17 protein-coding genes are annotated in these 26729 nt (G+C 36.2%); 7 read left to right on the plus strand and 10 right to left on the minus strand.

Annotated features, from left to right (window positions below; all coding sequences use genetic code 11):
• From VB798_RS21565 to VB798_RS21590, 6 genes are all read right to left on the minus strand, one after another.
• Complete coding sequence (locus tag VB798_RS21565; RefSeq protein WP_323689312.1) at positions 1–1977, minus strand: TlpA family protein disulfide reductase; 1977 nt, start codon at positions 1975–1977, stop codon at positions 1–3.
• A 17-nt stretch (positions 1978–1994) separates the two neighbouring features.
• Positions 1995–3194, minus strand: coding sequence for a retropepsin-like aspartic protease (locus tag VB798_RS21570; RefSeq protein ID WP_323689313.1), 1200 nt, complete (start codon positions 3192–3194; stop codon positions 1995–1997).
• 50 nt (positions 3195–3244) lie between these two features.
• Entirely contained in the window at positions 3245–4642 is a 1398-nt protein-coding gene (locus tag VB798_RS21575; protein ID WP_323689314.1) for a RagB/SusD family nutrient uptake outer membrane protein, read from the minus strand.
• Entirely contained in the window at positions 4642–8232 is a 3591-nt protein-coding gene (locus tag VB798_RS21580; protein WP_323689315.1) for a SusC/RagA family TonB-linked outer membrane protein, read from the minus strand. The genes VB798_RS21575 and VB798_RS21580 overlap by 1 nt, the downstream gene beginning before the upstream one ends.
• Before the next feature lie 6 nt (positions 8233–8238).
• A complete protein-coding gene (locus tag VB798_RS21585) occupies positions 8239–9249 on the minus strand; it encodes a FecR family protein (RefSeq protein ID WP_323689316.1) in 1011 nt (336 codons plus the stop codon).
• A 285-nt stretch (positions 9250–9534) separates the two neighbouring features.
• Positions 9535–10140, minus strand: coding sequence for an RNA polymerase sigma factor (locus VB798_RS21590; RefSeq protein WP_323689317.1), 606 nt, complete (start codon positions 10138–10140; stop codon positions 9535–9537).
• Between the two features lie 397 nt (positions 10141–10537).
• On the opposite strand from VB798_RS21590, the gene VB798_RS21595 reads away from it, so the two are divergent.
• The 6 genes from VB798_RS21595 (at position 10538) to VB798_RS21620 (ending at position 19393) form a co-directional block, all read left to right on the plus strand.
• The gene (locus tag VB798_RS21595; protein WP_323689318.1) at positions 10538–11566 is read left to right on the plus strand and encodes an alpha/beta hydrolase; all 1029 of its coding nucleotides are present in this window, start codon (positions 10538–10540) and stop codon (positions 11564–11566) included.
• 15 nt (positions 11567–11581) lie between these two features.
• Entirely contained in the window at positions 11582–12877 is a 1296-nt protein-coding gene (locus VB798_RS21600; protein WP_323689335.1) for a CitMHS family transporter, read from the plus strand.
• Between the two features lie 2 nt (positions 12878–12879).
• Positions 12880–14211 carry an acyclic terpene utilization AtuA family protein gene (locus VB798_RS21605; protein ID WP_323689336.1) on the plus strand — a complete coding sequence of 444 codons (1332 nt, stop codon included), beginning with the start codon at positions 12880–12882 and terminating at the stop codon, positions 14209–14211.
• Positions 14208–14507, plus strand: a complete 300-nt coding sequence (locus VB798_RS21610) for an AtuA-related protein (RefSeq protein WP_323689319.1) — start codon at positions 14208–14210, stop codon at positions 14505–14507. Before VB798_RS21605 ends, VB798_RS21610 begins: the two co-directional genes overlap by 4 nt.
• Positions 14508–14837: 330 nt before the next feature.
• Positions 14838–17879: a SusC/RagA family TonB-linked outer membrane protein gene (locus tag VB798_RS21615; protein ID WP_323689320.1), complete on the plus strand. Its 3042-nt coding sequence runs from the start codon at positions 14838–14840 to the stop codon at positions 17877–17879.
• Between the two features lie 11 nt (positions 17880–17890).
• On the plus strand, positions 17891–19393 hold the full coding sequence (locus tag VB798_RS21620) for a SusD/RagB family nutrient-binding outer membrane lipoprotein (protein WP_323689321.1): 1503 nt from the start codon (positions 17891–17893) through the stop codon (positions 19391–19393).
• Positions 19394–19573: 180 nt separating this feature from the next.
• On the opposite strand, the gene VB798_RS21625 is transcribed toward VB798_RS21620, so the two are convergent.
• Positions 19574–20812 (minus strand): amidohydrolase, encoded by a 1239-nt coding sequence (locus VB798_RS21625; protein WP_323689322.1) that lies wholly within the window; start codon positions 20810–20812, stop codon positions 19574–19576.
• 247 nt (positions 20813–21059) lie between these two features.
• Here VB798_RS21625 and VB798_RS21630 point away from each other — a divergent pair, with 247 nt between their 5' ends.
• Positions 21060–22049: an FAD:protein FMN transferase gene (locus VB798_RS21630; RefSeq protein ID WP_323689323.1), complete on the plus strand. Its 990-nt coding sequence runs from the start codon at positions 21060–21062 to the stop codon at positions 22047–22049.
• A 180-nt stretch (positions 22050–22229) separates the two neighbouring features.
• Here VB798_RS21630 and VB798_RS21635 read toward each other — a convergent pair whose 3' ends face one another.
• From VB798_RS21635 to VB798_RS21645, 3 genes are all read right to left on the minus strand, one after another.
• Positions 22230–22730: a DUF4411 family protein gene (locus VB798_RS21635; protein WP_323689324.1), complete on the minus strand. Its 501-nt coding sequence runs from the start codon at positions 22728–22730 to the stop codon at positions 22230–22232.
• Positions 22731–22735: 5 nt separating this feature from the next.
• Positions 22736–23914 carry an XRE family transcriptional regulator gene (locus VB798_RS21640; RefSeq protein ID WP_323689325.1) on the minus strand — a complete coding sequence of 393 codons (1179 nt, stop codon included), beginning with the start codon at positions 23912–23914 and terminating at the stop codon, positions 22736–22738.
• Between the two features lie 619 nt (positions 23915–24533).
• Positions 24534–26723 (minus strand): PepSY domain-containing protein, encoded by a 2190-nt coding sequence (locus tag VB798_RS21645; protein ID WP_323689326.1) that lies wholly within the window; start codon positions 26721–26723, stop codon positions 24534–24536.
• Between the last annotated feature and the right edge of the window lie 6 nt (positions 26724–26729).

Genomic DNA, 26729 nt, shown 5'->3' on the forward strand with positions numbered 1-26729 from the left:
TTATTCCGCTTTTTTCGTTAACTCAATCATCGCTGAAATTTCATCTGCTAAACCAGTGGCACTTCCTTTAAAACCAACCGTGATAAAACGTAACTTTCCATTTTTATCAATGATTAATTTTTGCGGAATTCCTGAAATCGTAAAGGCTTTACAAATACGATTAAATACTTCATCATTCGCCTTTTGATTCGGTAATTTATTGTCGAAAAGTATCGTAAATGGATAATTATTTTCTTTGATGTACTGCATAATTTCTTGTTTGTAGTTGAGGCTACGTTCTTCGGTATCCACAAAGAAAAACGCTACATTTGGGTCATTTTTATACTTTTCTACAGCCAATTTCATTCCCGGAAACGATGCTTTGCAAGGCACGCACCAAGTTGCCCAAAAATCCATGATAATGGTTTTACCTCTCAATTCGCTAAATTTTACGGTTTTGCCATTTCCATCTTTCATCGTCCAATCAGGCATTGATTTTTTAATCATGATTGATTTTAACTCTTCCAATTCCTTACTTGCCAATGCTGGATTTTTTAAACCAGAAACATAATCATCAAAACCTTCAACATTTCCCTTTACACGTTGATAATCTCTTTTCAGTAATTCAATCATTTCTGGCGAACTCTGATTTTCGTGCATACTTTTCACCAATACTTCTTGTAATTGATTGTACTGTTTGAAGTGTTCAAGTAATAATGCTTGCTCATTATTCAATTCAGCCGATTTGAATTGAAGTGTTTGTTGTACTCTATTTGCCAAAGTCATGGCTTCATCCCAATGCCCAGTATTGCGATAAATATTGGTTTGTATCAAGCCAAATGTCTGGATAAAAAGTCTTTCATATTCTTTTGTCCATTCTGAAGGCGACAAGTACAAATACTGTGCAGGGCGTTGATTTTTAAAACTTTCCATGCGTTGCATCAACGCTTGCGAAGGGGCAAATAAAGTTTGGTCGTCCAAATCTTTTCTTTTGTGAGCAATGTCAATACACTTATAATAAATCGTTGGAATGGTTGAAAATGGTAATTCTGAAGCTAAAGTTGTCAATTTTGCATAATTTTTTTGCATCAAAGCCTGTAAAGCAACCATCAAATAGACATTTGTATAATTGATTCTATTGTTTTCGTTGTAGTCAAAATCTGATTCTTTGTAGGGAAATTGCTTTAAAAAAGCTGTAGCCTGTTCAACTTTCTTATCAAAATTAGGTTCTAAATTTACTTGTTGGAAAGCCTTCAAACGAGCTAAATTCCCCGTTGGGTAGTTTGTTAAAATCACTTTCGTCAAAGAATCCTCCGAAGTTTTATTTTGTAGAGGATAACGAAAAATCGACAAAATTTTTAACATGTTTTCTTCTGAAGAGTTTTTACTCAAAAATGCTACTACACGATTGATTCGTGGAATAGACGATAATCCTTGCATCTTGAATAGTGCTTGACAGAACGGCACCGACATTACTTCACTGGCTTCTTTAGGATGAAAACTAATTTCTTGATTCAACCAAAAATACACTGCCGAATCACTAATATTCGCATTTCTCAAGTATTGTTGTACGCTATAACCGTAATTAGGCGCTCTTAAAAGTCCCCAACCAGCATAAGCACCTACGGCAAATTTACCTGATTCATCAATTAACATTTGCGCAAATGTTTGGTCGTCATTATTATCCACCAAATCGCCACTAGTGTACTTTACCGCAACCAGTCCACAGTCTTTCGCCAATTTAATGTTAGCTTTCCAACTATTATTTTCTTCTTTGAGCGATAAATCGTTGGCATGCCATACAAAATTTTCATAGGTGTACACAATTCCTTTTATGTCTTTTTTGCCAGCAAGTGGCGAACCAGCTGGATTATAAGTAATGGATAAATCTTGCCCTGGTTGAGCACGGACAGGTTCAAAAGTGACTCTCGATTGAGGTTGTTGAGCTAAAAGTACTTGAGAGAAAAGCAACATTAAGCCGCAGATTAACTTTTTCATGGATTGAATAAAGTATTTTAATTGTGATAAAAAGCGATAGTTTTTGCTGGAAAGTTGATGACTGTTTTATAAAGTTGTAGAAAGGGTGTTCCTAATAAACCTTGTATCGGTAATTGATGACTCGCATCCATCCTGATTTTATTTTCTGTTAAAGCCGTAAACATATCTTTAAAAGGTAAAGTATTTATCTGTGCTTCAGGCAAATAGCCTGTTATGCTTTCTTGAGTATTTCCTTCTGCACCATTCACCGATTCTTTCATTACATCGGTCAGCAAGGTACTTATTTCCGAAGCATAGGGTTGATACATTACATTGGCATTAGCACCGCAATCAATACCCAATTGATATGTTTTCTGTTGAATAGTCAACGTGATAATTGGGATGTGGCGTTCCTGTTTAAATGGAATACTTAATAATGGTTTTGATAAATTCGGGTTTTTTTCTAAAGTCAATAAACGATTGGGATAATCAAAAGTTACGACGTATTCCTTCAGTAAATCATAACCAATTAAACCCAAGAAAGGGAATTCCAAATCTTGCATCGGGCTTGAAACAAGCTTAGTACTGTTAATTTCAATTGAACCAATTTGTAGCTTTGTTACTTCCGACAATCGAACATCTTTCATCGCTCCATTCAGCCCCGAAAATGATTCAAAAGTATTTCCTTCTGTTTTAGTAGCATATTTCCGATTAAGTAAAATAACAGGACAACCACTATCGAGCATAAAATACCCTTTTTGTCCGTTCAAAGTAGCTTCAATATAAATCAGTCCACTTTTCATATTAAAAGGCAAACTTAGCTTTTTCGGAAAAATGCCTGTTAAAGTTGGCAAAGCTGGTTCTTGACGAACAATAGGTTTGATAATACCTAATTCTTTTACTTTATTCGAACCAAACACAAAATATGGATGCCCTTCTTTTTGGTCTTGATACTTTACTTTCAATTGTACTTTTGTCAGATTGCCCGTTACTTGCTGATTAACAATCTGGTAGCTTTCTATTGGAATGTATTTTTGTAAGATTGCGGGAATAATCAAAGCATTTTGTCCTTTGGGTAAATTCGCAATTGTACAACTATCATCTAACAATTCTAATAAACGAGGTACATTTTTAGTGTTGATTGCAGCAATGAGCGTATCTACTCTTGCTGGAATAGTTTGGGCATAAAGTGGGCTTAAAGCTGTTATAGCCAATAAGCCAATAATTTTACGTAGCATATTTTTAAAGTCTGGATGTTGATAAAACAACATCCAGACGGAGCAATCATTTAAGGGTTAGGAATAATCTCTGGATTCAATTTGATTAAATACTGTGCAATAGGCAATACATAACGTTTACTGTCGGGAGCAAGCGTGTAAGTAACGCCATTAAATGTACGAGTAATCGTTTTTTGAAATAATGGATCATTTTTCAAACGGCGCATATCCCACCAACGAAGCATACGGAAACAGAATTCACGGCGACGTTCATTGATTACTTTTACAAGCGCATCATTGGCGGATGATGCTTCTTGTGGAACAAAAGCCGTAGCTAAAACTCTGTTTTTACGCAAAGTATTTACTAAGTTCATCGCTTGGGCTGTTTGTCCAGTTCTTGCCTGACATTCAGCTTTGATAAGCATCATTTCAGGAACAGATGGACCAATATTTCGGTTTTCGCCAAGGGCTAATTCACGATAAAAGTAACGACCAGTATAAGTAGAAGAAATTCTTGAAGCTGGTACAGTAAAGAAATTGTATCGTTGGTCATTGGCATCAAACAGAGCAACCAAATCAGAACTCATACGCATCGCCGTTGGAGAATAAGCACTTGTTCCATAAGTAACAATTTTCGATAGTAAAATCTCAGGGTCACTGATGCGCTTTGGATGTTTCGTTACGTCGGTCATGCCTGCTAAATTATTCAAGGTACTTCGTAACGCTAAAGCACTATCTGCATAAGCTTCTGCCAAAGCATAATTGTTCATGTACAAATAAGTACGTGACAATAAACCATAAGCCGAAGGTTTCGATGGCAAAGTATTATACAGTTGCGTTAAAGGCAAATTGGGTGTGGCCTGTTTTAAATCACTGATAATTTGCTGATAAACAGTTTCTACGTTGGCTCTATCTAATTGTTGCGAAACTGTTTGAGTAAGCAACAAAGGTACTCCTAAATCAGTAGCCGAAGTAGCACTGTATGGTTTGGCGTACTGATTAATCAGCGTCAGGTAAGCATCTGCTCTATGAACCAATGCTTCAGCTCTTAGCTTCGCTTTTTCAGACGTCGTTCCTGTACTGCTTGGTAATTCACCGATGATGGTGTTGGTTCTGAAAATACGAGCGTACATCAAATTCCAATCTGTATCATTTTCATAACTCGTATTGAGTGGGAAAATATCATCCTGCCAAGTATAGGTATTTTTATAGTACGAATAAGAAGCAAAATTCAACGATGTTTGTTGACTAGCATCTTCCAAGGCGATGTCGTCACTGGCAAGGTCACCCAAAATAATACCTGTTTCATAAGCACTGGTGTTATTCAATAAATAACGATAGTTGGCGACATCTTTGGGTACCAAACTTCCTTGTGTTTGGTACTCCACAAATTTTTCACAGCTACTTGTAAACATTCCTAGGTTTACAAGGCAAAAGAGTATGGCTATCTTTTTCACAACTTTTTTCATTAGAAGTTTACATTAAGTGAAAATGTATAAGACGGAGAAGGTGGTAATCCCAAGGTTGTACTTGTCAGTGAATTAGCAAACGATGGGTCGAAACCTTCTTTATTTTTTGTCCAAATCAAACCAAGGTTACGGCTCGTCACACCCAAAGAAGCATTTTTAACACCCACTTTATCAAGTAACATTTGTGGAACTTTATATGTTAAGGCTACTTCACGAAGACGGATATAATCGCCCGGTAATACATTGATGTCTGAAAATTGATAACGGAAAAGACTCAATGATGAATAAATTCCTGCCATGCCGGGAACATTGGTGGTGAGTTCATCGCCAGCTTTTCTCCAACGTTTGGCAACATCTGCACTTAAATCATATTTCAAACCTGCGTTACGTCCTGTGCCTGGGTAATTGTTGATAGTAGGTTTCATAAAAACATTTCCAAAACTATAAGTCATCAAAGTATAAAGTGAGAATGCTTTGTAACGAAGTGTAAGGTTAAGTCCACCAAAAAATGGTGCGGTTAAACGTCCTACATGTTTTAGTGCATCAATGGAAGTAATCGACTGATTTGCTGCTACTTTTTCGCCTTTTTCATTATAGATTTGTGTCATACCATTGGCGTCTAATCCTGCAAAACGATATACCATCACTTTATCTGTGGTATAACCTTTTAGCCAAGTTTGTGTAATCGGGTTCGATAACAAAGCCGAATTAGGCACAAAACGAGTATCCGTAACAAGATTGGTATTGTATGAAAAGGTGATACCGGCTTGTAATCCCCAATCTTTATGTTGGATGATTTCGCCTCTCAACCCTAAATCAATTCCTTTTCCAGAAAGTGAGGTAGAGTTTCTTTTCAAAGTGTTAGTGCCATAAGTTGGGTTGATTGGGAACTCATAAATAATGTCTCTTCCTTCTTTGTTATAGAAATCTAAATTCCCATTCAAACGTCTGTTAAACAAACCAAAATCAAGACCAAGATTGAATACATAAGTGTTTTCCCAACGAAGTGTAGGGTTGGCTGGGTTTAAAATATCACCATAAGGATTAGTCGTGATAAAATCAGAACCCGCCAGATAAATACTTGTAAAAGGATACATGTCTGTAGCAATGTTTCCGTTCACGCCATAAGTTGCTCGTAGTCCTAATGAATTCACCCAAGATATACCTTTCATAAAATCTTCTTGATCCATATTCCACTTCAAACCTGTTGACCATAACGGTGTGGCACGAAATGAGCGATCTAAACCAAAGTTGTTATAATCATCATATCTTGCACTTCCAGAAAGTACATATTTATTGTTGAATGTATAAGAACCATTAGCGTAGTACGATAAATATCGACGAGTTTTATCTTGTTGGCTTGGCGCTCCACCTATTGAAGAAATCCCTCCAAGAGCTGTCGTATAAGTACTTGCATAATTTACGTTCTGCGAAATACCCGTTTGCATATTGTAGCCATACATTGTTGCAGAACCCTGACTTGCCGATGTTTGGCGTATTTCAGCCCCAGCAATCACATTTACTTGATGTGCCGTTCCGAAACTTTCGTTATAAGCGAGCTGCCCACGCAAACTGTAATTATTGATTTGTGTATTTGCTTGCTGTAGTACTCCTCCTTTTGGAATAGCCGAAACCAATTGACCAGCTGAATTTGCCGTAGTGGAATTGTTAATCAAGTCACGAGTGAAATAAGTATCAACAGTATTAAATAAGCGATTTTGCGAAAAGGCACGTTCTGTACTATAGAAACCAATGGCTGATAATCCCTTTAAAAGTGGAACGTTTACATTGATTGTCGCTAAATAATTATTATCGAAGGCTGAGTTGTCATACATATCTTGTTCGTCAAGATAATTGTATCGCCACGGTAAATATCCTTTGGCTTCAAGGCCGCTCAAATAAGTGCTATAATAATTACGAGTATATGATACTCTATTGCCTTCAGCATCTACAAACTGGTTATAAGGCATAAAAGTATTGGCACTTGGACTCAACAATGTGTTTAAGCTAATGGCTCCTTGTTTGTAATTAAAAAGAGACGCCTTTAAATTTGTTGAAATAGTAACCTTGTTAAACACTTTAAAAGTATTGTTCAAGGTCAAGGTTAAGCGTTTTCCTTCATTCCCTTTTGTAGATGTTTGTTCACTACTATACGATAATCCGTAGTAATAGCTTGCAGCATTACTTCCACCTGCTAACGATAAATTATATTGCTGATTATTAGCCGGTTTGATGACGTATTGAGCAATTTGGTCTAAACTACTTCCTCTGGCACGTAAATCATTCAAGGCTGTGTTATAATCTGCTTGAGAGATTCTTCCTGCATTGAATTGTAGTGTCAAATCTGTTGCTCTACTAACCGTCTGCGGGAAAAATGTTGTAGTTAAAGGATTAATGATAAGTCCTTTGTTAACCATTTCTTGTTCATATTCAATCGTTTGGTCGGTTGACATCAGACGAAGGTAATTTAACCGTGGACTCGTCGTAGTCATAAAATCCGTTGAAAAACTTAAGCGTGGTGCTTGATTGAGTGCCCCTTTCTTGGTTGTTACTACAATCACTCCATTAGCAGCTCTTGAACCCCAAATAGAAGCGGCAGCAGCATCTTTAAGAATCGTAATATTTTCGATGTCTCTTGGATTAAAGGTTTTTAAATCCAAATCTGTAATTGCTCCATCTACTACAATTAAAGGCATTTTTTCGCCTGAATTAGTGCTTACTCCTCTGATAACCAAGTTATAATCGGACGCTCCAATAGTACGGGTGCCACTGTTGATAGCGAAACGAGTATTATTGTAAGTAAAGGCATTATCAGATGTTAGTTGCACATCAAGTCCGGGTACTTGTCCTTCTAGTCGCTGAATAACATTTGGAACAGGGATTTTCTCCAATTCTTTGGCATTAATACTACCAAAAGCACCAGTGGCTCTTTCTTTTGGTAAAGCTTGATAACCTGTACTTACGACGGAAACTTCATTGATCATCGTTCCTGCATCCGCTTCAAGTACAATATTTACAGTACCTATTGCGCTGAGGATGACTTCACGATCTTTGTAGCCGACATAAGTTACCAGTAATCTATCGCCAGCTTTCATGCCTGATAAATTGTATTCTCCACGCTCGTTGGCTGTTGTTCCTTTGCGTGTACCTTTTACCCAAACATTTGACCAAGGCAAAGCATTGCCATCAGTATTGCTAATTACTCCTCTTACGATAAGGTCATCATCGTTTAGCAAAGTACTGGTAGCAGTTTCAACTCTTAGTGGTTGTGGTGTTTCGGGCGTTTGAAAAAATCGAGCATCACGAGCCACGATACTGTACGAATTGCCACTTACGTACAAAAACAATAGATTATTAGGGTATAATACATCCTTCAGAATTTCCTCTACAGAATTATTATTGAGGGCTGATGCTTTTGTATATTTTCCGCTAAGTAAATTATGCTCATAAGCAAATTTCGTTTTGAATTTCTTTTCTATGAGTGAGATTGCCTCTTTAAGAGGAATCGTTTTCTGCTGACCCAAAGCAATACAGTTCAGGAGTACCAGCAGCAGGCAGGTACCGAATAATCGGGAAATCGTATGTTTCATGTTGGTTTACCGGGATCTTAAATAAATAATTTTTCCTTCTTTATAAATATTTACGTTTAAGATGTTGGATAGAGTGTAAAGAATAGTCTCTTCGCTATTGAAGGCTATAGTTCCATCAATTTGCTTAGACGCTAGGGTTGAGTCCTCTAGAATGACTTTGTACCCATAGGTATCTTCAAAGTTGTCAATGATTTGCCTTGCGGTGAGTCCATTAACAATCATATTTCCTTCCAACCAAGCCTGAGGCACACTCATGACCTGTTGTTGAGTTTGTTTTTGCAAAATTCCATTGTAACGTACAATCTCGCCCGGTTTCATAATAATAGCATAAGGTTGATTTTCAATTTGTACGCTAATCTTCCCTTTCAGCAATGCTACTTGTACCTGTTTGCGACGTTCCTTGACGTTAAATTCTGTTCCCAATACATTAATCAACACTGAGGAAGCATGTACACTAAATTGCTCCTGAGGTTTAATTTTTATAGGGTTCGTATTCAAATGTGTTACTTTCAAAAATGCTTCTCCACTTACCCAAACTTCCCTTTTACTTTGCCATGACCAAGCTCTATGATAACTAATTGATGAATTTGCATTCAGCTTTACAATACTTTCATCTGGTAACGTAATGGTCTTTTGTTGAGCATAGTCGGTACTTATCGTTATCATTGATTGTGCATACCAATTAATACCTACAGCTACAGCAAGTATTGCCGCCGCCGCAACAGAAGTAATGCGTAGCCAAAGAACCACTCGCTGCTTTTTCTCTTGTTGAACGATACTCGACTGAATGTCTTTTAAAAGATTATCTCCAAAAATTGCTGAAGGCTCAATGCGTTCGGCAGACATAACCATTTTTAAAACAAGGCTTGCTTGCTGATAAGCAGCCAAATTTTCAGGAGTACTTTGTTGCCAATCCTCCCAGCGCTTCCGCTCTTCTGCATTTCCTTCTTTAATCCAACGAATAAAATCTTTATCGTTTAAAAAGTCTTCAGTCGAATATGTATTGTACTTTTCCATCAATTGCCACAATTAATTTGGCTTCTATTTATACAAACCGAATAATTTTTGGGATTACCCCACAGAAGCCAACTTTTTTTACTTTTTTTTAATATTTATTTAAAATATATTTTATAAATAATGTAAAATGTTGAAAATACAGGTTTTTATGCCTATTTATAAAAAAGAAAATAAGATTAAGGTAGTAATAGAAAAAATAAGGCATAAAAGCATATTGCTAAAGCCGTAAATAGCTAACAAATGCTTTATAATTAAGAAAGGTTTGGGTTTTACTTCTTTCTGAAATTATAAAATTCCTTTGAAGCGAAGAAGTAGTATAAGGCTAATAATACTTGAGTTTGGCATATCTAAAATACCACGAAGTGTTTCCAAAGCTCTGCTATTGAGCTTATAAACACCTTTTACAGAAATATCCATCATATCCGCTATTTCTTTAAACTCTAATTCTTCGAAATAACGCAGATATAATACTTCCTTTTGGCGTGGACTCAATTGATTCAGGGCTTGCAATACTTTTTGAGCTTGTTCGTCAACTTGGTCTAACCTCGTCGACTCAGCTTCAGCATTAAAATTGATTTGAAAGACTTCCGCTTCTTCCATATCAACATAATTAAGATTACTTTTTTTGGTAGATTGATTGATGATAAAATTTCGAAAAGAAGCCAGTAAGTAATAGCGAATATTATCAGTTGAGCCCGTCGTTTTACGATTCATCCAAAGCTTTACAAATAAATCATGGACGTAATCACGAACGAGTTCCTCATTTTGTAATTTTCGCATGCCGTACTCGTACAACGATTTGTAATGCCGAGTATAAATGCTTTCGAAAGCTTCTCGCTCGCCAGACAGAAAAGCCTCCCATAAATTTATATCCTCGCTTTGCATTAACATTTTTTGTATTGTGGTTATCGTTGTTTGACAAATTTATATAAAATCTATCTTCATTTTTAAGGTGGAAAAGGCAGAATGATTACTTCTACTTATCAAATTAATATTTTTTTTTCAAAAAAAGGTCGGTTGAACGCTAAGCTATGGAGATTATATCACACAAAACCGGAAAAATTCTATTTCACTCTAGCGTTTTCAAAATTTGATTTTTATGATTTAAAGAATGAAGCAACTTAATATATTAGAAAGGTTTATGAGCGTTGCCCTTCATCAACAGCTTCAAATATTTTCTAATACTTTCTTTTATTTTCGATTGCTTTGTTTCATTTTTGTGAGAATTATTTGTACAATACAAATATTGTTACAGAAGTATTCAGCGTATTATCCAAACTATGAATAGATGAAAAAACTCATTTCTTTAATTGTCATTCTTCTTTTATGCCATTTTTCAAATGCGCAAAACAGTGTAGGAAAAATCGTCAGTCATATTATTGAATCGAAAGCTTTGCAAAATGCTGGTGGCGAAAATCCCAATCGCAAGATTTCGGTTTATCTTCCTCCAAATTATGAAAGTACGAAGGAACGTTTCCCTGTCATTTACTATTTGCATGGCTTTATGGGAAAAGATAGCATTTACGCCAATATGAAAACCATTTTGGACGAAGGTATTCGTAAGCATAAAATTCGCCCGTTTATTCTAGTGCAAGCTGATAATTATACACTTTACGAAGGCAGTTTTTATAGTAATTCTTCGTTAACTGGCAATTGGGACGAGTTCATGGCAAAAGAATTAGTAGGCTTTGTTGATAAAAATTTCAGGACTTTAGCCAATCGTGAAAATAGAGGAATTTCAGGACACTCAATGGGCGGCTATGGTGCTTTTAAAATAGGAATGCTTCATCCAGAAGTATTTAGTAGTATTTATGCCATGAGTCCGGGCTTGTTGGCAATGGTCAAAGAATTTGGCGCAAATAGTACTTCTTTCAAGGAAGTTCAAAAAATTAAAACTCAGGAAGAATTAAAGAAAACGTATTATCCAAAAGTATTGGTGGCGGTGGCTAGAGCATGGTCGCCAAATCCAAATAATCCGCCATTTTATTGTGATTTCCCATTTAGTTACGATGGCGACAAAATGATGATTAATCAAACTGTTTTAGAAAAATGGGAAGCCAATATGCCTGTGTATATGGTGGATAAATATGCGGATAATCTTAGAAAAATGACGGCGATAAAATTGGATTGGGGACGAAATGATTCCCAACGTTTTCCAATTCAGATAGGAATGTTGAGTCAGCGATTAGAAAATTTAGGCATTAATCATTTTGCAGAAGAGTACATTGGCGACCACGGCAATAAAATTTGGTCAACCGACGGGCGTGTGTTGAATGATTTACTGCCATTTTTTAATGATTATTTGAAATTTGACTAACCCAGCATTTTTATGATACTCGCACTTTTAGGATTTTCAACGATTACGGTTTTTCTTGTTTTAATCATGACCAAACGCATGTCGGTAATGACGGCTTTGGTTTTAACACCAATTTTATTTGGATTGATAGCAGGGTTTAATCCTGCTGAATTAGGGAAATTTGGTTTAGACGGTATCAAACAAGTAGCGCCCACAGGTATTTTATTGATGTTTGCCGTGCTGTATTTTGCCACGATGCTCGATACTGGTTTATTCGACCCTGTGGTTGCTTTTATCATCAAATCTGTAAAGGGTGACCCACTAAAAGTAATTGTTGGCACGGCTATTTTAACGATGATTGTGCATTTAGATGGCGACGGAACCGCCACTTTTATGATTGTACTCTCTGCATTTTTGCCCATTTATAAACAACTAAAAATCAATCGTTTAATCCTTACTACAATTGTAGCTTTGAGTGTTGGCCCTTTGCATTTAGTACCTTGGTCTGGCACTTCGGCAAGAGCTATTTCCACCCTTAAAAGTGATGCTGTTCATATTTTCAATCCAAATATTCCTGCGATTATTGGTGGGATTTTATGGGTACTTTTTGTGGCTTATCACTTCGGAAAAAAAGAACGAAATCGACTTGGAATTATTGATTTTGAATATAATCATCAAGATGAACTTAGCGAAAGTCAATGTCATTTAAGAAGACCCAAATTGCTGATATTCAATGCGATATTAACGGTTTCATTAATTACGATTCTTATCAAAGGTTGGGTTCCAGCTTCGGCATTGTTTGTTACAGCAAGTATGATTGCGCTGCTGATTAATTATCCTAAAATTGCCGACCAACAAAAAGTATTGAAAGGACATGGCACAAACATTTTCTTGGTATCAAGTATGATTTTTGCCGCTGGGATTTTTTCAGGAATTTTGACGGGCTCAAAAATGATTGATGCGATGGCGAATAGTTTGGTCAGTTTAATTCCTGAACAACATGCCAATTTATTGCCAACTTTAACCGCTTTAACCAGCTTACCAGCCAGCATTCTTTTTACGCCCGATGCCTATTATTTTGGTGTTGTGCCAATTTTGAGTCAAACAGCAACCCAATTTGGGATTGATTCACTTGAAATAGGAAGAGCCGCTTTACTTGGACAAATGACGGTTGGTTTTCCGATAAGTCCGCTGACGGCTTCAACTTTTTTGTTGGTAGGTTTAGCCGAAGTTGATTTAGGCGAACATCAGCGATTTACTTTCAAATGGGCTTTCGGAACGACGATTGTAATGACGATTGTGGCACTTTTAACGGGTTCAATCCATATTTAATGATGAAACAAAAAATTAGAATTGGTTGTGGCGCAGGCTTTTCGGGCGATAGAATTGAACCCGCCATTGTACTTGCCGAAAAAGGAAATTTAGATTATTTGGTACTTGAATGCTTGGCAGAAAGAACGATTGCTTTAGCCCAAAAACGTAAATTACAAGACCCCTGTAAAGGTTATGACCCACTTTTGGTGCGTAGAATCACATCACTTTTGCCCATTTTAGTAAAAAACAAGATTTGTTTAATTACAAATATGGGAGCCGCCAATCCTGTAGAAGCCGCCAAAAAAGTAAGTGAAATCGCTCAACAATTAGGTTTAAAAGTAAAAGTGGCTGCTGTAAGTGGCGATGATGTTTTTGACAAAATTGATAAAAATGCCTTAGCGATAGAAACGAATGAACCTTTGACTACTTCGGGCGAATTGATTTCTGCCAATGCTTATTTAGGCGTTGAAGGAATTTTAGAAGCCTTGAAAAACGAGGCAAATATCATCATTACAGGCAGAGTTGCCGATCCATCATTGTTTCTCGCACCGATGATTCATGAATTTAATTGGGCAACAGACAATTATGATTTGATGGGAAAAGGAACAGTCATTGGACATTTAATGGAATGTGCAGGACATATTACTGGCGGATATTTTGCCGACCCGATTAAAAAACCCGTTGAAAATATGGACATTCTTGGTCATCCTTTTGTGGATGTTTTTCAAGACGGTTCAGCCATTATTAGTAAAGTTGAAGGCACGGGCGGTGTAGTAAATTTACAAACTGCCAAAGAGCAATTATTGTACGAAGTAATTAATCCCTTTGAATATTTCACGCCTGATGTCATTGCTGATTTTACAACGGTAAAATTGCAAGAAATCGCTGAAAATCAAGTGCAAGTAAGTGGTGGAACTGGGAAACAAAGACCAAATACGTATAAAGTAAGTGTTGGATACAAAGCCTTTTTTTTAGGTGAAGGAGAAATTTCTTATGCTGGGTCAAGTGCTTTTGAAAGGGCAGAATTAGCAGGAAAGACACTTGAAAAACGCTTAAAAAATCAATTTGATGATTTCAGAGTAGATTATATAGGCTTAAATTCTGTGCATCGTCAAAGTATCAATGCGATTTCAATTCCGAATACAATGCCTGAAATTCGTTTGAGAGTGGCAGGAAAGGCAAAAACAATTGATGAAGCCACTTTAATTGGAGAAGAAGTAGAAGCACTTTATACCAATGGACCAGCAGGTGGCGGTGGCGTGCGGAAGTATGTGAATGAAGTAATAGGGATTATTTCTGTTTTAATTAATCGAGAAGATATTTTACCACAAACAAGCATTTTTGAAGCATGAAATTATATGAAATAGCCCACAGTCGAGCAGGAGATAAAGGCAATATCTCTACTTTATCGCTGATTCCTTTTGATGAAAAAGACTTCGAAAAGTTATGTCAAGAAGTAACTGTTGAAAAGGTAAAGAGTCATTTGCAGGAAATTGTTGTTGGTGAAATCATTCGCTATGAAATGCCAAATGTTTCCTCTTTGCTATTTGTTTGTTACGGAGCTTTAATGAGTGGGGTCACGACCTCGTTGGCAATGGATACACATGGTAAAGCTTTGAGTTATGCTTTGTTAGAAATGGAGATTTAGAGTAATTTGTTAAAAGTTAAAAAAGGGTCAAAAGAGCTTTTAAAGGCAATTTTGACCCTTTTTTCTTTTTTGAAGAATACAATAAAACACTTATTTATCTTAAAGGAGATTTTCTCAAAATATGGTTTTACATGCGATACTAAAGAAGGAAAATTGGGTGTCATTTTTTGATAAAAATTTACTAAAGTACAATGATGTGTCAAAAAAATGGTGTTAAATTTTCTTAAAAAACCCTTGGTATTTTAAAAATTCCAATACTACCTTTGCTTCACTATTTAAACTTAGTCCAAATAAGTTTAAGTTGCCAATCACATACAAAACTCATACATTATGAAAGTACAAGTATATTTATTTAGCTTGTTACTGTTACTCTTATCAATTCAATCTACACTTGCACAAGATAGAATACTAAAGGGGAACATTGTAATAGCAGAAACAGGAGAAGCACTTGCAGGTGCGAACGTTAAAATCAAAGGAAAAGATAGGGGAGTAAGCTCTCATAAAGATGGTAGCTTTAAGCTTGATGCTAAAGTAGGAGAAACGCTAATTGTTTCGTATGTTGGGTATCAAAAGAAAGAAATACAGGTTGAAAGTAAACATTTTACCCAAAAACTGACGATTCAATTACTTAGTGAAATCAATCAGCTCGAAGAAGTTGTTGTTACAGGGGCTTTAGGAATAAAGCGTGCATCCAGAGAATTTGGTGGTGGAGCGCAAGTAGTCAGTAATGAGTACCTAAATCAAGGAAAAACGGTTAATCCTTTGAGTGGTCTAAACAGTAAAGTAGCAGGGCTACGTATAAACATGTACGATAGTAAAGTAGATCCTCAACTACAAATTGTAATGCGTGGAAGCCGTTCGCTAAACCGAAGTAAAAACGCTCCAATTTATGTGGTTGATGGTGTACCTGTACCAGAAATTGGGAGATTGAATCCAAACGATGTTGAAAGTATCACAATCTTAAAAGGCGCAAATGCAGCGGCTCTGTATGGTTCTGAAGGCGTAAACGGTGCCATCATGATTACTACCAAAACAGGTTCTAAAGAAAAAGGACGTGTAACTTTTGGTCATACAACTACTTTCTCGCAAGTATTCATGTTGCCTCCAGCACAAACTAAATTTGGACAAGGTGTTAATGGCGTTTATAGCCCAACACAATATGAATCATGGGGTCCAAGTTTTGATGGTACTTTAAAGCCGATTGGAACAGCACTTCCCGACGGAACAATTCCACAGATTACTTATGGCGCTCCTTCAAGAGACAACAGACTTGATTTATTCCAGACAGGCGTAAATATGCAAAATGATGTTTCATTCTCTGGTGGTGACGATAAATCTACTTACTTTTTCTCTTTACAAAATGTAGATATTAAAGGGATTATTCCAGAAGATGTAAGCCGAAGAACCAATGGTAGATTCAACGGAACACGTAGTTTTGGAAAACTAAAAACATCGTATAATGTCAGTTATTCAGATTTTTCAAGTGAAACTACTCCTGATGGTCCTTGGATTACGGCTTATCAATTGCCTGCCAATATTGATTATAAGAGTTTGGTAAATTGGCAAGAAACAAACAGTATGGCAAATCCGCTTTACTTCTTTACCGACCTTCAAAAAAATCCTTATCATCAAATTGATGCTTATCGTAACAGCGTAAAACAAAAGACATTTAATGGGAAATTGGAGTTTGAATACCCAATCATGCCTTGGCTATCAATTATTGAAAGAGTTGGTTTATATACTCGTACAGCAGAAACAAGAAGTACAGTAGCAAAATTTGAAGCATCGGGTAGAAGAAATGTCAATGGTTCGGTGACAGATGGAAACGAAAATTTCAGTCGTGTTAATAATGATTTAATCCTTTCTTTTCAAAAAGAAATCGGTGATTTTTCTACAAGAATGATTGTTGGACAAAATCTAAGAGCAGATGAAACTAAAAGTACTTCTGTGGGCTCAAGTAATTTAACTTTACCAGATTTGTTCAATCCTGGAAGCCGTATTGGCGAGCTTACTGGTAGCGTTGGTATTACACAATATCGTTCGATGGCTGCTTATGGAGAATTAACAACTGGCTATAAAAATTACTTGTTTCTTACGCTTACTGGTAGAAACGAATGGGTTTCTGTGTTAAGTAAAGAAAACAGATCTTATTTCTATCCGGGCGTAAGTACTTCGTTTGTCTTCACTGATGCAATTGCAGCATTGAAAGAACAAAATACTTTAAGCTATGGGAAATTCTTTGCTTCGTATAACCGAACAGGAAACGTTACTTTAGACCCTTATTCGCTTAACAATGCTTATAGTCAAATCAATGGATTTCCTTTTGGAAACCTTGTAGGTTTTACGCCTAGTTCACGTTATCCGAATCCAAACATTCAACCAGAATTTGTAAAATCTATTGAAGTGGGTGCTCAGTTAGCATTTTTCAATAATCGACTTAATGTTGAAGGAAGTTATATTCATTCTGATTCAAGAGGGCAAATCTTTAATGCTACCACTTCTAGGGCTACAGGCTATAGCAGTGCACTCGTGAATGCTGGACGTTTGACGAATGACATCGTTGAATTAACAATAAGCGGAGACATTATCAGTACTAAAAATTTACGTTGGAATACTGGATTTACTTTTGCTCATATCAATAATCAGGTAAAAGAATTATATGAAGGACTTACTTCGTTTAATATCTTCCGCCAGTCTTATGCCAACATTGGACAAGCGTATCCAAGTCTTCAAGTAAGTGATTATCAGCGTGACCCACAAGGACGAGTAGTAATCAATGCCTCAACTGGAGAACCTTTGATTGCATCAGACCCAGTACATCTTGGCACAATGGTACCACCTTACCAAATGGGTATCAATTCAATGCTGAAATTCAAAAACTTTACGTTGAATGCTCAGTTCGACTGGAGAATGGGAGGTTGGTTGTATTCTGAAATTGTACCACGTATGTACACCGCCGGTACAGATCCAAGAACAGCAGAATTTGATAGAAAACCATTTATTTATCCTAACTCGGTTATTCAAAATGCAGATGGTACTTATACTGAAAATACAAGTGTATATTCAAAAGGAGATAAAGCATATTGGACAAAACAAGGGGAAGTACAAAGTAATACGGCTGCTAAATCTGATTATTTCAAACTTAGAGAGTTGAATATTAGCTACTCTATTCCATCTAAAGTATTAGGGAATAGACGTTTCTTTAAAGAAGCAACCATTGGTTTTGTAGCGAATAACTTATTCATTATCAGACATAAAGACAATAATTATGGTGATCCTGAATACTTGTATAATACAACGGATGGTTACATCAGTTTCAGACAAGTACCTCCTTACAGAACGTATGGTTTCACATTTAATATTGGATTCTAATTAAAAAGAAAATGAAAAATATACTTAAATTATTTTTACTGTTTACCTCCGTATCACTTTCTGGATGCAGTGATTTCTTGGATGTAAATGATAATCCAAACTCCCCAGTTTCGGAAAACTTAAGCTTGAGTGCCAAATTACCTGCTGCTTTGGTTAGTTCTGTGAATCAGGAAACCATTCAAATAAACCAAATTGGTGCTTTTTGGGGTGGTTATTGGGGAACAAGTAGCGAAGGGGTAAACCTTTTTCCTGACATGAAAAATTATAATGGGCCGGCTATTCGTCACCAAAGAGATGGTATTCCTGTTTGGGAAAATGCCTACACGAATATCCTTTATTATCAGCTTATCAGAGAACAAGCAACAACAGAAAAAGCATCATTTTATGCGGGTATTGCAAAAATTATGCAGGCATGGCATTTCTTAAGATTAGTCGATTTTTATAATAACATTCCGTTCGACGAAGGACTTCAAGGCACTAAATTCCCAACGCCAAAATACGAAACAGGGAAAAGTGTATATGAAAAATCTATTGCTCTAATTTCAGAAGGAATGACTGATATAAAGTCTGCCACTGCCGGTAGCCAGCCTAATACTGACGATATACTTTTCAAAGGGAATAAAGTATTATGGTTGAAATTTGCCAACACAATTAAATTACGTGCATTATTGCGTCAAAGTGAAGCGAACAATGCAGCATACATCACTGCTGAAATGCAAAAAATTACACAAGAAGGAAGTGGCTTTTTGGGTGTTGGAGAATCAGCAACGATTCAGCCGGGTTATTTATTAACTGCTGGAAAAATGAATCCTTTCTGGGAAAATTATTATCGCAATGTACAAGGAGTTACTACTGCCAATTACACCGATATTAGACCGACAAGCTTTGTACTTCAACAATATCAATTGCGTAATGACCCTAGACTAGCACAATTGTATGTAGCCGTAAATGGTGAATACAAAGGAGTATTGTTTGGAAACCCAAATGCTGAAAGTCAATATAACAGAAATGTTACTTCTGCCTTTAAAGGACCACAAGAAAACACAAACCGTGCGGCAGGTCTTTTCAAAAGTGCGACTCAGGCTTCTGTGATGTTGAGTTCTTTTGAGAGTCTATTTCTTCAAGCAGAGGCAGCACAGCGAGGATGGTTAAACCAATCGGCTAAATCATTATACGAGCAAGCCATCTCAGAATCATTTGTTTATACGGGTGTCGCTACAACGCAATTACCCGCTTATATTGCTCAAACCAATGTGGCATTCAATGAAACTATTTCAAGAATCATTGAACAAAAATGGTTGGCTATCAACAGTATAAGCAGTATTGAAGCATGGAATGATTTCAGACGTTTAGGGATTCCAGCCATTCCAAATTCGTTGGATGCAGCTTCGCCCAATGACCGACCTTTACGTTTTATGTATCCTGAAACAGAACGACAAACAAATAATGTTGAAGCATCAAAACAAGGCAGTGACGATATGATTTCTGCCCGTGTTTGGTGGGATGCTAATTAGAATAATCTGATTACTTCATTGTCTAATAATCCTAAAAAGCGGTCGAAATTAGTTTTTCGACCGCTTTTTAGGGTTTTACAATTCGTGATGATTCTTGTTTTTAAAATACAATTTTCCCATCATGCAACAACGAAGTAACTGGCGATACTCTAGCGACAGCTTCCGCAGAACAACTGGCATCTAAAAATGCGATATTGGCTTTATCTCCAATTTTTGGCCATTGTTGATTGCCTTTGTCATCAAGGGGAAGTATGTCGCCTGTGGCAATTTTGAGACTTCTTGATAATAAAAATTCAGTATTATAGCCATCAAATTGGCTTTTTGCAAAACACTACCCGTACCGTAAGTATTCCAATGGTCTATAATACTATCGTTTCCTGTAACTACCTTTACATTGTATTTGTACAAAGTAGGAATCGGCATGATTAAGGAACCTATGGGAATTGTCGAAGCAATACCAACCTGCGATGCACCCAATTTTCCAGCTATTTCTTCTTGTTTGGTTTTCTCTAATTTTCCCAACACAAAACAATGACTTACAAAGGTTTTTCCTTTCAGCACTGGATTTTCATTGACTTTTTCGATTAAATATTCCACCGTTTTTAAGCCCGATTCTCCAGATTCATGCAAGTGAATATCAATCCCTTTGTTGTTGTCTAAAGCAAGTTGTACAGTAAAATCAATCGTTTTTTCAATCGCTCCATCAATCGTAAATGGGTCAACGCCACCAATAAAATCAATGTCCATTTGTGCCGCATCTTTCAAGTAAGGAACAGAATCTGTGTAAAATACACCGTGTTGTGGAAAGGCAACCAATTCCGCCCCAAAGCTATTTTTCTTGTTTTCAAGGGCTTTTTGTAAGTTTTTAAGCGATTGTAATTTTGAAGTAGGTTCAATATTTACATGGCTTCGGGCAAAACCTGTTCCTTTGGATTGTAAAAGTTCGATTAATTTTTCGGCTTTGTAAGTAGAAGTTTTTAAAAGCTCTGGCAAGATTTTCTGTTCTAAGGCAATCATTCCTTTTACGCCATTCGTTCTTTTGCGAATAGCCTGCCATTTATCTCCATAAAAAGTTTTATCCAAATGGATGTGCATATCTCTAAACGAAGGAAGCATCAAATGCCCTTTGGCATCAATCGCTTTGGCATTGGGTTGATTAGGAGCAATATTCGTGATTTTGCCATTTTCAATTTCTACCAAAAATAAAGCGGTTTTTGTAGCGATTACTTCGCCTTCTTCGTAGTCAAAACCTGTTTCTAAACGGACATTTTTTAAACTTAATTTATCTTTTGTTGAAGGAAAAACGTTTTCTGAAGGGAGGTTTTCAGGTGAAAATCCTTTTGAAACAGCCAATCCTCCCATCGCAAAAGTAGCGTTTTTAAGAAAGTCTTTACGGGATATATTATCTTGAATGTTCATTATATCGTCTGTTGTTTGAATTTGTACAAAAGTACCAATGAAACAACAAGAATTGTAATGCTTAATAAGCAAAAGCGATTGAAGTGATTAGCTTTTAAGAGAATCTAATATTTCAAAAGTAATGATATATACTTTTATTGAAGATTGATGAGTAAATTTGGCGATTAATTTAAAATCCCTCTAAATGATTACGACGTTTTTGTACTGTCCATTTCTGAAAAAAATACTCAATGCTTTTTTCCCTACAATGAAAAAAATACTCATTCTATTTTTCCTTGTCGCTGGCTTCAACACTTCTGCTCAAGTACTTCGTAAAAGAGCTGTTAAATTGATGGGAAGCCGTTTTGATATTAGTATTGTTGCCAATGATGCTTTGTCGGCAGAAAATAATATTGATAGTGTCATTGCTGAAGTTACAAGAATTGAAAACCTTATTTCCGACTGGAAAAGCGATACGCAAGTATCGGAAGTAAACAGAAATGCGGGTATAAAACCCGTAAGAGTAGATGCAGAAGTATTTGCCCTGACCGAAAGAGCCATCAATTTATCTAAAATAACAGGCGGTGCTTTTGACATTAGTTTTGCGGCAATGGATAGAATCTGGAAATTTGATGGCTCAATGAAACAGATGCCAAGCCCCGAAGCCATTAAAAAATCGGTGGAAAAAGTGGGTTACGAAAACATTGAATTGAACAAGGAAAATTCTACCATTTTCTTAAAACGTAAAGGCATGAAAATTGGCTTTGGAGCATTGGGCGAAGGCTATGCAACAGACAGATGCAGAGATATGATGTTGGCAAAAGGCATTAAGGCGGGTATCGTAAATGGTTCGGGGGATATGAGTACTTGGGGGAAAAACCCAAACGGCAATGCGTGGTCGGTCGGCATTACGAATCCGATGAAAAAAGATACTCTTTTTGCCATCATTCCATTAGTGCAAAGTGCGGTGGTAACGTCTGGCAGTTATGAGAAATTTGTGGTTTTCAATGGCAAGCGATATGCTCATATCATCAACCCCGTAACGGGCTATCCCGCCACAGGACTTTGCAGCGTAACCGTATTAGGTCCAAGTGCCGAAGTTGCCAATGGTTTTAGTACTTCTATCATGGTTTTGGGCAAAAAGGCAGGCTTAAAACTCCTCAAAAAATATCCAGACTATCAAGCTATTTTGATTTCAGATAACGGTACAATCTTCTCGACACCCAATATTGATGTTTCAAAGTATCATGTGAAGTAGGAGTGAGGTTGTTATTGGATGTATGGCATTTACTGGTTCAAGCCTGTGGCTTGGACTTTTTAAATATTCCAGTTTCAAAAGAAATACTTAATATAGGTACAAGCGACGCTTTGATTAATATTTGTATTGGTAGGAGAAAAAGACTTGGAGTAGCTAAGGTTCCGCTTTCTTGTCCAATCATTATTTTGTTAAAGTACATTTGAATTTAATGTCTAGTTCGTCAATGAACTGAAAATCATTTATCCAACGTACCCCCATATTGTCACAGACATTTGGAATTTTTATCTTATTAGAATTTAAAGCTGTCACCTTTTCTTCTTTTGTTACTACAGTAGCATTTTCATGTATAGAGTGTGCAATTACCCAAGGGTCAGCCAAAGAACGTCCCTTAGTGTTGTCAACCAAGTTAACATGATTAGGATTTGATGAGTAGATGTTTTTCAAACAATTTGCAACTTGTTCACTAACTTTCTTGATTGGAATTTGGCTACTTTTTAACCATATAGAAAGGTCGTCTTCAGTTCTTACTATTTCATCATAAACATATTCAGGAATGAAAATCTTATCTTGTCTACCAAGATTAATTAATACATCCCAATAATCTGGACAAAATTTTGGGTTATAATATTTTTGCCATGCCTGAATTAGCACATTGGCATCTAAACAGTATTTATTTGCCATTGTGTTTATCTAATTAATTGAGATTCTAATTTTTGAAACTTATTTACTTGAACATTTAAAAGATTACTTGCCAAAGTTGGTTCTATATAACCCCCTCTAAATGCATCTAAAACAGTTTGAGTAAATAATCTACTATTTCTGTTAAGTTGAAGTAAAAAATAATTGGGACCACCTGATTTTTCCTTCTGCTTTTGCTTTGCTTTCTTTTCAGCTTCTCTTCTTAAATATTCAGCAAAATCAATGTCTGCTTGTTTCTTAAGTTTCTTATAAGTAGGAACTGAAATAATATTAAGATTTAATGCTCTAACTAATAATGCGAATGAACTAACGCCAAATTTTTTGGCTATTTTAAAAAGGTCTTTTGAAGATTGAAACAAAGACGCATCAAAACTCAAAACGATTTCTTTAGGCATAAGAGCGTTTGCAGCTACTTCGTTGCAAAATAATTCAACAGGATGAAATTTGTCCTTTTGTTTTTGTTCAGGTTCAACCTCATTTGATATTCCTGTTGCTGCAATCCAAATATGCGCTAGTTCATGAACTAATGTGAAAAGTTGTGGTGCATTCCAATCTTCTGAATTTACAAATATAAATGGGGCATAATAATCTGCAATTGCAAAACCTTGTAGTTCTTCAGAATCTAGTTTCAGTCGAGAATGAATAAAGCTTGTCCGTGAAATAAATATTCCTTTAGTTTCTGCTGCATCAATCCATTCTTTTATTGGGTTGTCAGATTTGTAAAATGATGGATTAATATTTAATGTTGTAAGTATATCATTTGCTACTTTTTGAGGTTTGTCATTTATGTTAAATCTCCCTACAAAAGGAAGCTTATCTTCTTGATTTTCTGAATACACATCACTAATCCATGACTGTTTTTGTTGTATTTCTCTAATTATAAAAATTGAAGAAGTTGTCAGTGTTTTTGAACCAGATTTTCTAAAGTCTTGTAATGGCTGAAAGTCACGAGGAATGTCTGGCAAAAAAAATAAAGCAAAAGGTCTTTTGTATGATTTAGCTAATGTTTGTGCTTGTCGAATAGTTGGTTGGCTAGTGCCTGTTTCCCATTCCTTTAACTTTTCAATAGTTACAGAAACTTTGGTAGCAGCATTTTCCTCAGTCATTCTTGCTGATTCTCTTGCCCATTTTAGAACATTTGGTGTTATATATGCCTTGTCTGCCATTATTAGGTCGAAATTACAAATTTTATAATTAATTCTATCAAAACTTTAATGATTAGATTAGCCCTGTCTCTTTTTTAGCTGACGCCTAATTCGCTAATATGCGAAAGCTTTGTAGTACTTTTTGTATTGTTAGAATAATGCTTTTCCAATTCACTAAAATATCAAATTAAAAACAAACATTAACGTTTTGCTCCAAGCGTTCTCCCAAAAATTTATCAAACGTATTTTTTTACTTCTTTTGAAGATGCAACTCATGGCATGACTGGCAGAGATTTGTTGATTATCTAAATTAAATGGAAGTCATACCATGAGTATTTAGGAGAGGCCAATCTATCTAAAAGAATCATCAATCCATCTCGGAGATGGGAGAGCCTATCATTTTGATAGGACGAGCCATCAAAATGATAGGTTGTCGGGTCTTTTTTGCGGTTTTTTGCGTGAAAAAGATAGAATTTTCTATCTCGGAGATAGGTTTGCCTATCTTTTTCACGCAATTTTCCGTATAAATATAAAGAAAACCGCAATTTAGCAATATCTGGGCATTGTTGCCCGTGGTGACACGGGCAACGGCAATCAGGAAGTCATGCCACGAGTATTTATGATAATCACTCATTCACAATTAATAACAGTCCATCAAAATCTGTCCATGCGATTGGAAGTAGCTTACACTTTTTCCGATTTTTTCTTGGCAAATATTATCCAGTACTTCTACCACATCTTTTTGCATGGCAAGCGAGCCACAAATCATAATTACGCCTTTGTTCTGTAACACTTCGGCAAATTGTTCAGCATCTCTTTTCACTAAATCGCCTACATATTGTTTCGTTCCTTCTCTCGATAAAGCAATATTTAAGCCTTGTAATTGCTGATTTTCTTGAAATGCTTTGAGTGATGCTTGGTAAATTTCTAAAGAAGTATGAGTACGGAAACCGCAATAAAGCTGTGAAGGAATCTGCTTTTTATTTTGACTAATCATGCCCAGAAAAGGAGCAATACCTGTTCCGTTACAAATCATCATCACAGAACTCGCTTTTTTAGGAAAATGAAAAGCTTTATTTCTGACGATTTTGGCAGAAATCGTTTCCTCAGCATTCAAATTGTATAAGTAATTTGAGCCTAAACCGTTTGCGTGAAGTTTAACGCTCAATTGAATTTCTTTGTCTATCAATCCAATCGAATACAATCTTTCTCGGTGGTCGTTGGCTGGATAAATCGCCAATAAATCACCAGAAGTAACTTTTACTTTTTCTTGTGGAGCGAGGCGAAGCATAAAAGTATTTTCCGAAAAAGTATCTTTTGTATGTTGAAGCACTTTTAAAGTACTCAGTTCTTCTACTTTAGGACGCTCAATTTTCAAGGAAATTGACAAATTCGTTTGCTGTGTCCAAGCCTCAGCCCATAAACCAAAATCGTCGGGCAATTTGTCGGCAACAGTATGAATTCCCACCAAAGGTTTTGCCCAATTTTGCTGATTCAATAATTGATTTACTTCAAAAGCAAACTGACAAAAATCTGGATAAGCATGCGAACCAAAGCCCAAAACTGAAAAACGAATAGGATTCGGTTGTGGATATTTTGCGAGCAATGACGCAAACTTTTGGGCATTGGTCGGAGCATCGCCTAAGCCATAAGTGGCGGTCATCACCAACAAATATTCAGCTTTTGGATAAACTTGATATTGATTCATTTCAGCCAAAAATGATTTTTCGCCGCTTTGAATCAACTGCTCATGAACCGACGAAGCAAACTGTAAAGTACTTCCGTTTTCAGAACCCACCAAAATCACAAACTTACTTTCTTCGGCACTGTACTTGTTTTTGATGCCTTTTGCTCTTCTTTTAAAAGTAATCGCAAAGCCAGAATAGATGAAAAACAGAATATTGCAAGAAGCAATTGCCAAAATAATTGCCCAAAGTGAATTAACTCTACCTGTATGCAGGTCGAGGCTAAGATTGGTCAATAACTGAGCCGTTGGATATTGTTTTTCAGCAAGAATTTCTCCTGTAATTTGGTTGACGGCAAGTTCTCTATCTTTCAGTTTAAAAGTATAATAATCCTCAACATCTTCTGAAAAAGGAAATTCTATGCTTTCTACTTCTGATAGTTTGGTGTTTTTAAAAATCGTAAAGTCTTCTGGTTTTTGTACTGGCGAAGATTTTATGGCATCAAAATCTACTTGTAAGGATACTTTTTCACTTTTGATAAGCTCAAATCTGACCAAAGAAAGATACGTTCCCGTCAGAGCAATCACGAAGATGGGAATTAATGACAAACGTCCTAAAACCACATGGTAATATTGCGCAAAATTCTCTTTGACGATTTTGGTAAAAAAACGTTTTACGCCTCTTTGTCGCTGAATGATAAGTATCGTTCCAGAAATGGTAATCAGAAGTAATAAAAAAGCCGTTAAACCAATAAAAAAACGACCCGTTTCGTGGATGAAAAGAGAGCGGTGTAAATCGGTTGTCCATTGAAAAAACTCATTTTTCGGAGAAGGCACACCCAATACTTTTCCATCAAGTGGATTGACATAAAAAGAAGCATTTTTGCCGTCTATATCACTCGCTTTTATCAAAACTGAATGATTGGCATTAACACTTAATTCACTAATATCTGGATATTTTTTCCTGAGTTGTGGAAGTGTCTGAGATAGATTAATGTTTTTAAAATTATCTACCTGATAAGCATTTACGTTGTTGACGATTGGTTCAAAAGCAAGGATAACACCCGTTATCGAAGCCAGTGTAAGGAATAAAAAAGAAGATACAGCCAGTATTAAGTGGCTGTATCTCCAGATTGAAATTGTCATAGATAG

Origin of the sequence: Arcicella lustrica, assembly GCF_034930985.1 — a bacterium.
Classification (GTDB): Bacteria; Bacteroidota; Bacteroidia; order Cytophagales; family Spirosomataceae; genus Arcicella; species Arcicella lustrica.

What these genes read in the sequence shown, in the direction of transcription:
- VB798_RS21565 (WP_323689312.1), bottom strand. Translation starts at nt 1,977, where the DNA reads ATGAAAAAGTTAATCTGCGGCTTAATGTTGCTTTTCTCTCAAGTACTT.
- VB798_RS21570 (WP_323689313.1), bottom strand. Translation starts at nt 3,194, where the DNA reads ATGCTACGTAAAATTATTGGCTTATTGGCTATAACAGCTTTAAGCCCA.
- VB798_RS21575 (WP_323689314.1), bottom strand. Translation starts at nt 4,642, where the DNA reads ATGAAAAAAGTTGTGAAAAAGATAGCCATACTCTTTTGCCTTGTAAAC.
- VB798_RS21580 (WP_323689315.1), bottom strand. Translation starts at nt 8,232, where the DNA reads ATGAAACATACGATTTCCCGATTATTCGGTACCTGCCTGCTGCTGGTA.
- VB798_RS21585 (WP_323689316.1), bottom strand. Translation starts at nt 9,249, where the DNA reads ATGGAAAAGTACAATACATATTCGACTGAAGACTTTTTAAACGATAAA.
- VB798_RS21590 (WP_323689317.1), bottom strand. Translation starts at nt 10,140, where the DNA reads ATGTTAATGCAAAGCGAGGATATAAATTTATGGGAGGCTTTTCTGTCT.
- VB798_RS21595 (WP_323689318.1), top strand. Translation starts at nt 10,538, where the DNA reads ATGAAAAAACTCATTTCTTTAATTGTCATTCTTCTTTTATGCCATTTT.
- VB798_RS21605 (WP_323689336.1), top strand. Translation starts at nt 12,880, where the DNA reads ATGAAACAAAAAATTAGAATTGGTTGTGGCGCAGGCTTTTCGGGCGAT.
- VB798_RS21610 (WP_323689319.1), top strand. Translation starts at nt 14,208, where the DNA reads ATGAAATTATATGAAATAGCCCACAGTCGAGCAGGAGATAAAGGCAAT.
- VB798_RS21615 (WP_323689320.1), top strand. Translation starts at nt 14,838, where the DNA reads ATGAAAGTACAAGTATATTTATTTAGCTTGTTACTGTTACTCTTATCA.
- VB798_RS21620 (WP_323689321.1), top strand. Translation starts at nt 17,891, where the DNA reads ATGAAAAATATACTTAAATTATTTTTACTGTTTACCTCCGTATCACTT.
- VB798_RS21625 (WP_323689322.1), bottom strand. Translation starts at nt 20,812, where the DNA reads ATGAACATTCAAGATAATATATCCCGTAAAGACTTTCTTAAAAACGCT.
- VB798_RS21630 (WP_323689323.1), top strand. Translation starts at nt 21,060, where the DNA reads ATGAAAAAAATACTCATTCTATTTTTCCTTGTCGCTGGCTTCAACACT.
- VB798_RS21635 (WP_323689324.1), bottom strand. Translation starts at nt 22,730, where the DNA reads ATGGCAAATAAATACTGTTTAGATGCCAATGTGCTAATTCAGGCATGG.
- VB798_RS21640 (WP_323689325.1), bottom strand. Translation starts at nt 23,914, where the DNA reads ATGGCAGACAAGGCATATATAACACCAAATGTTCTAAAATGGGCAAGA.
- VB798_RS21645 (WP_323689326.1), bottom strand. Translation starts at nt 26,723, where the DNA reads ATGACAATTTCAATCTGGAGATACAGCCACTTAATACTGGCTGTATCT.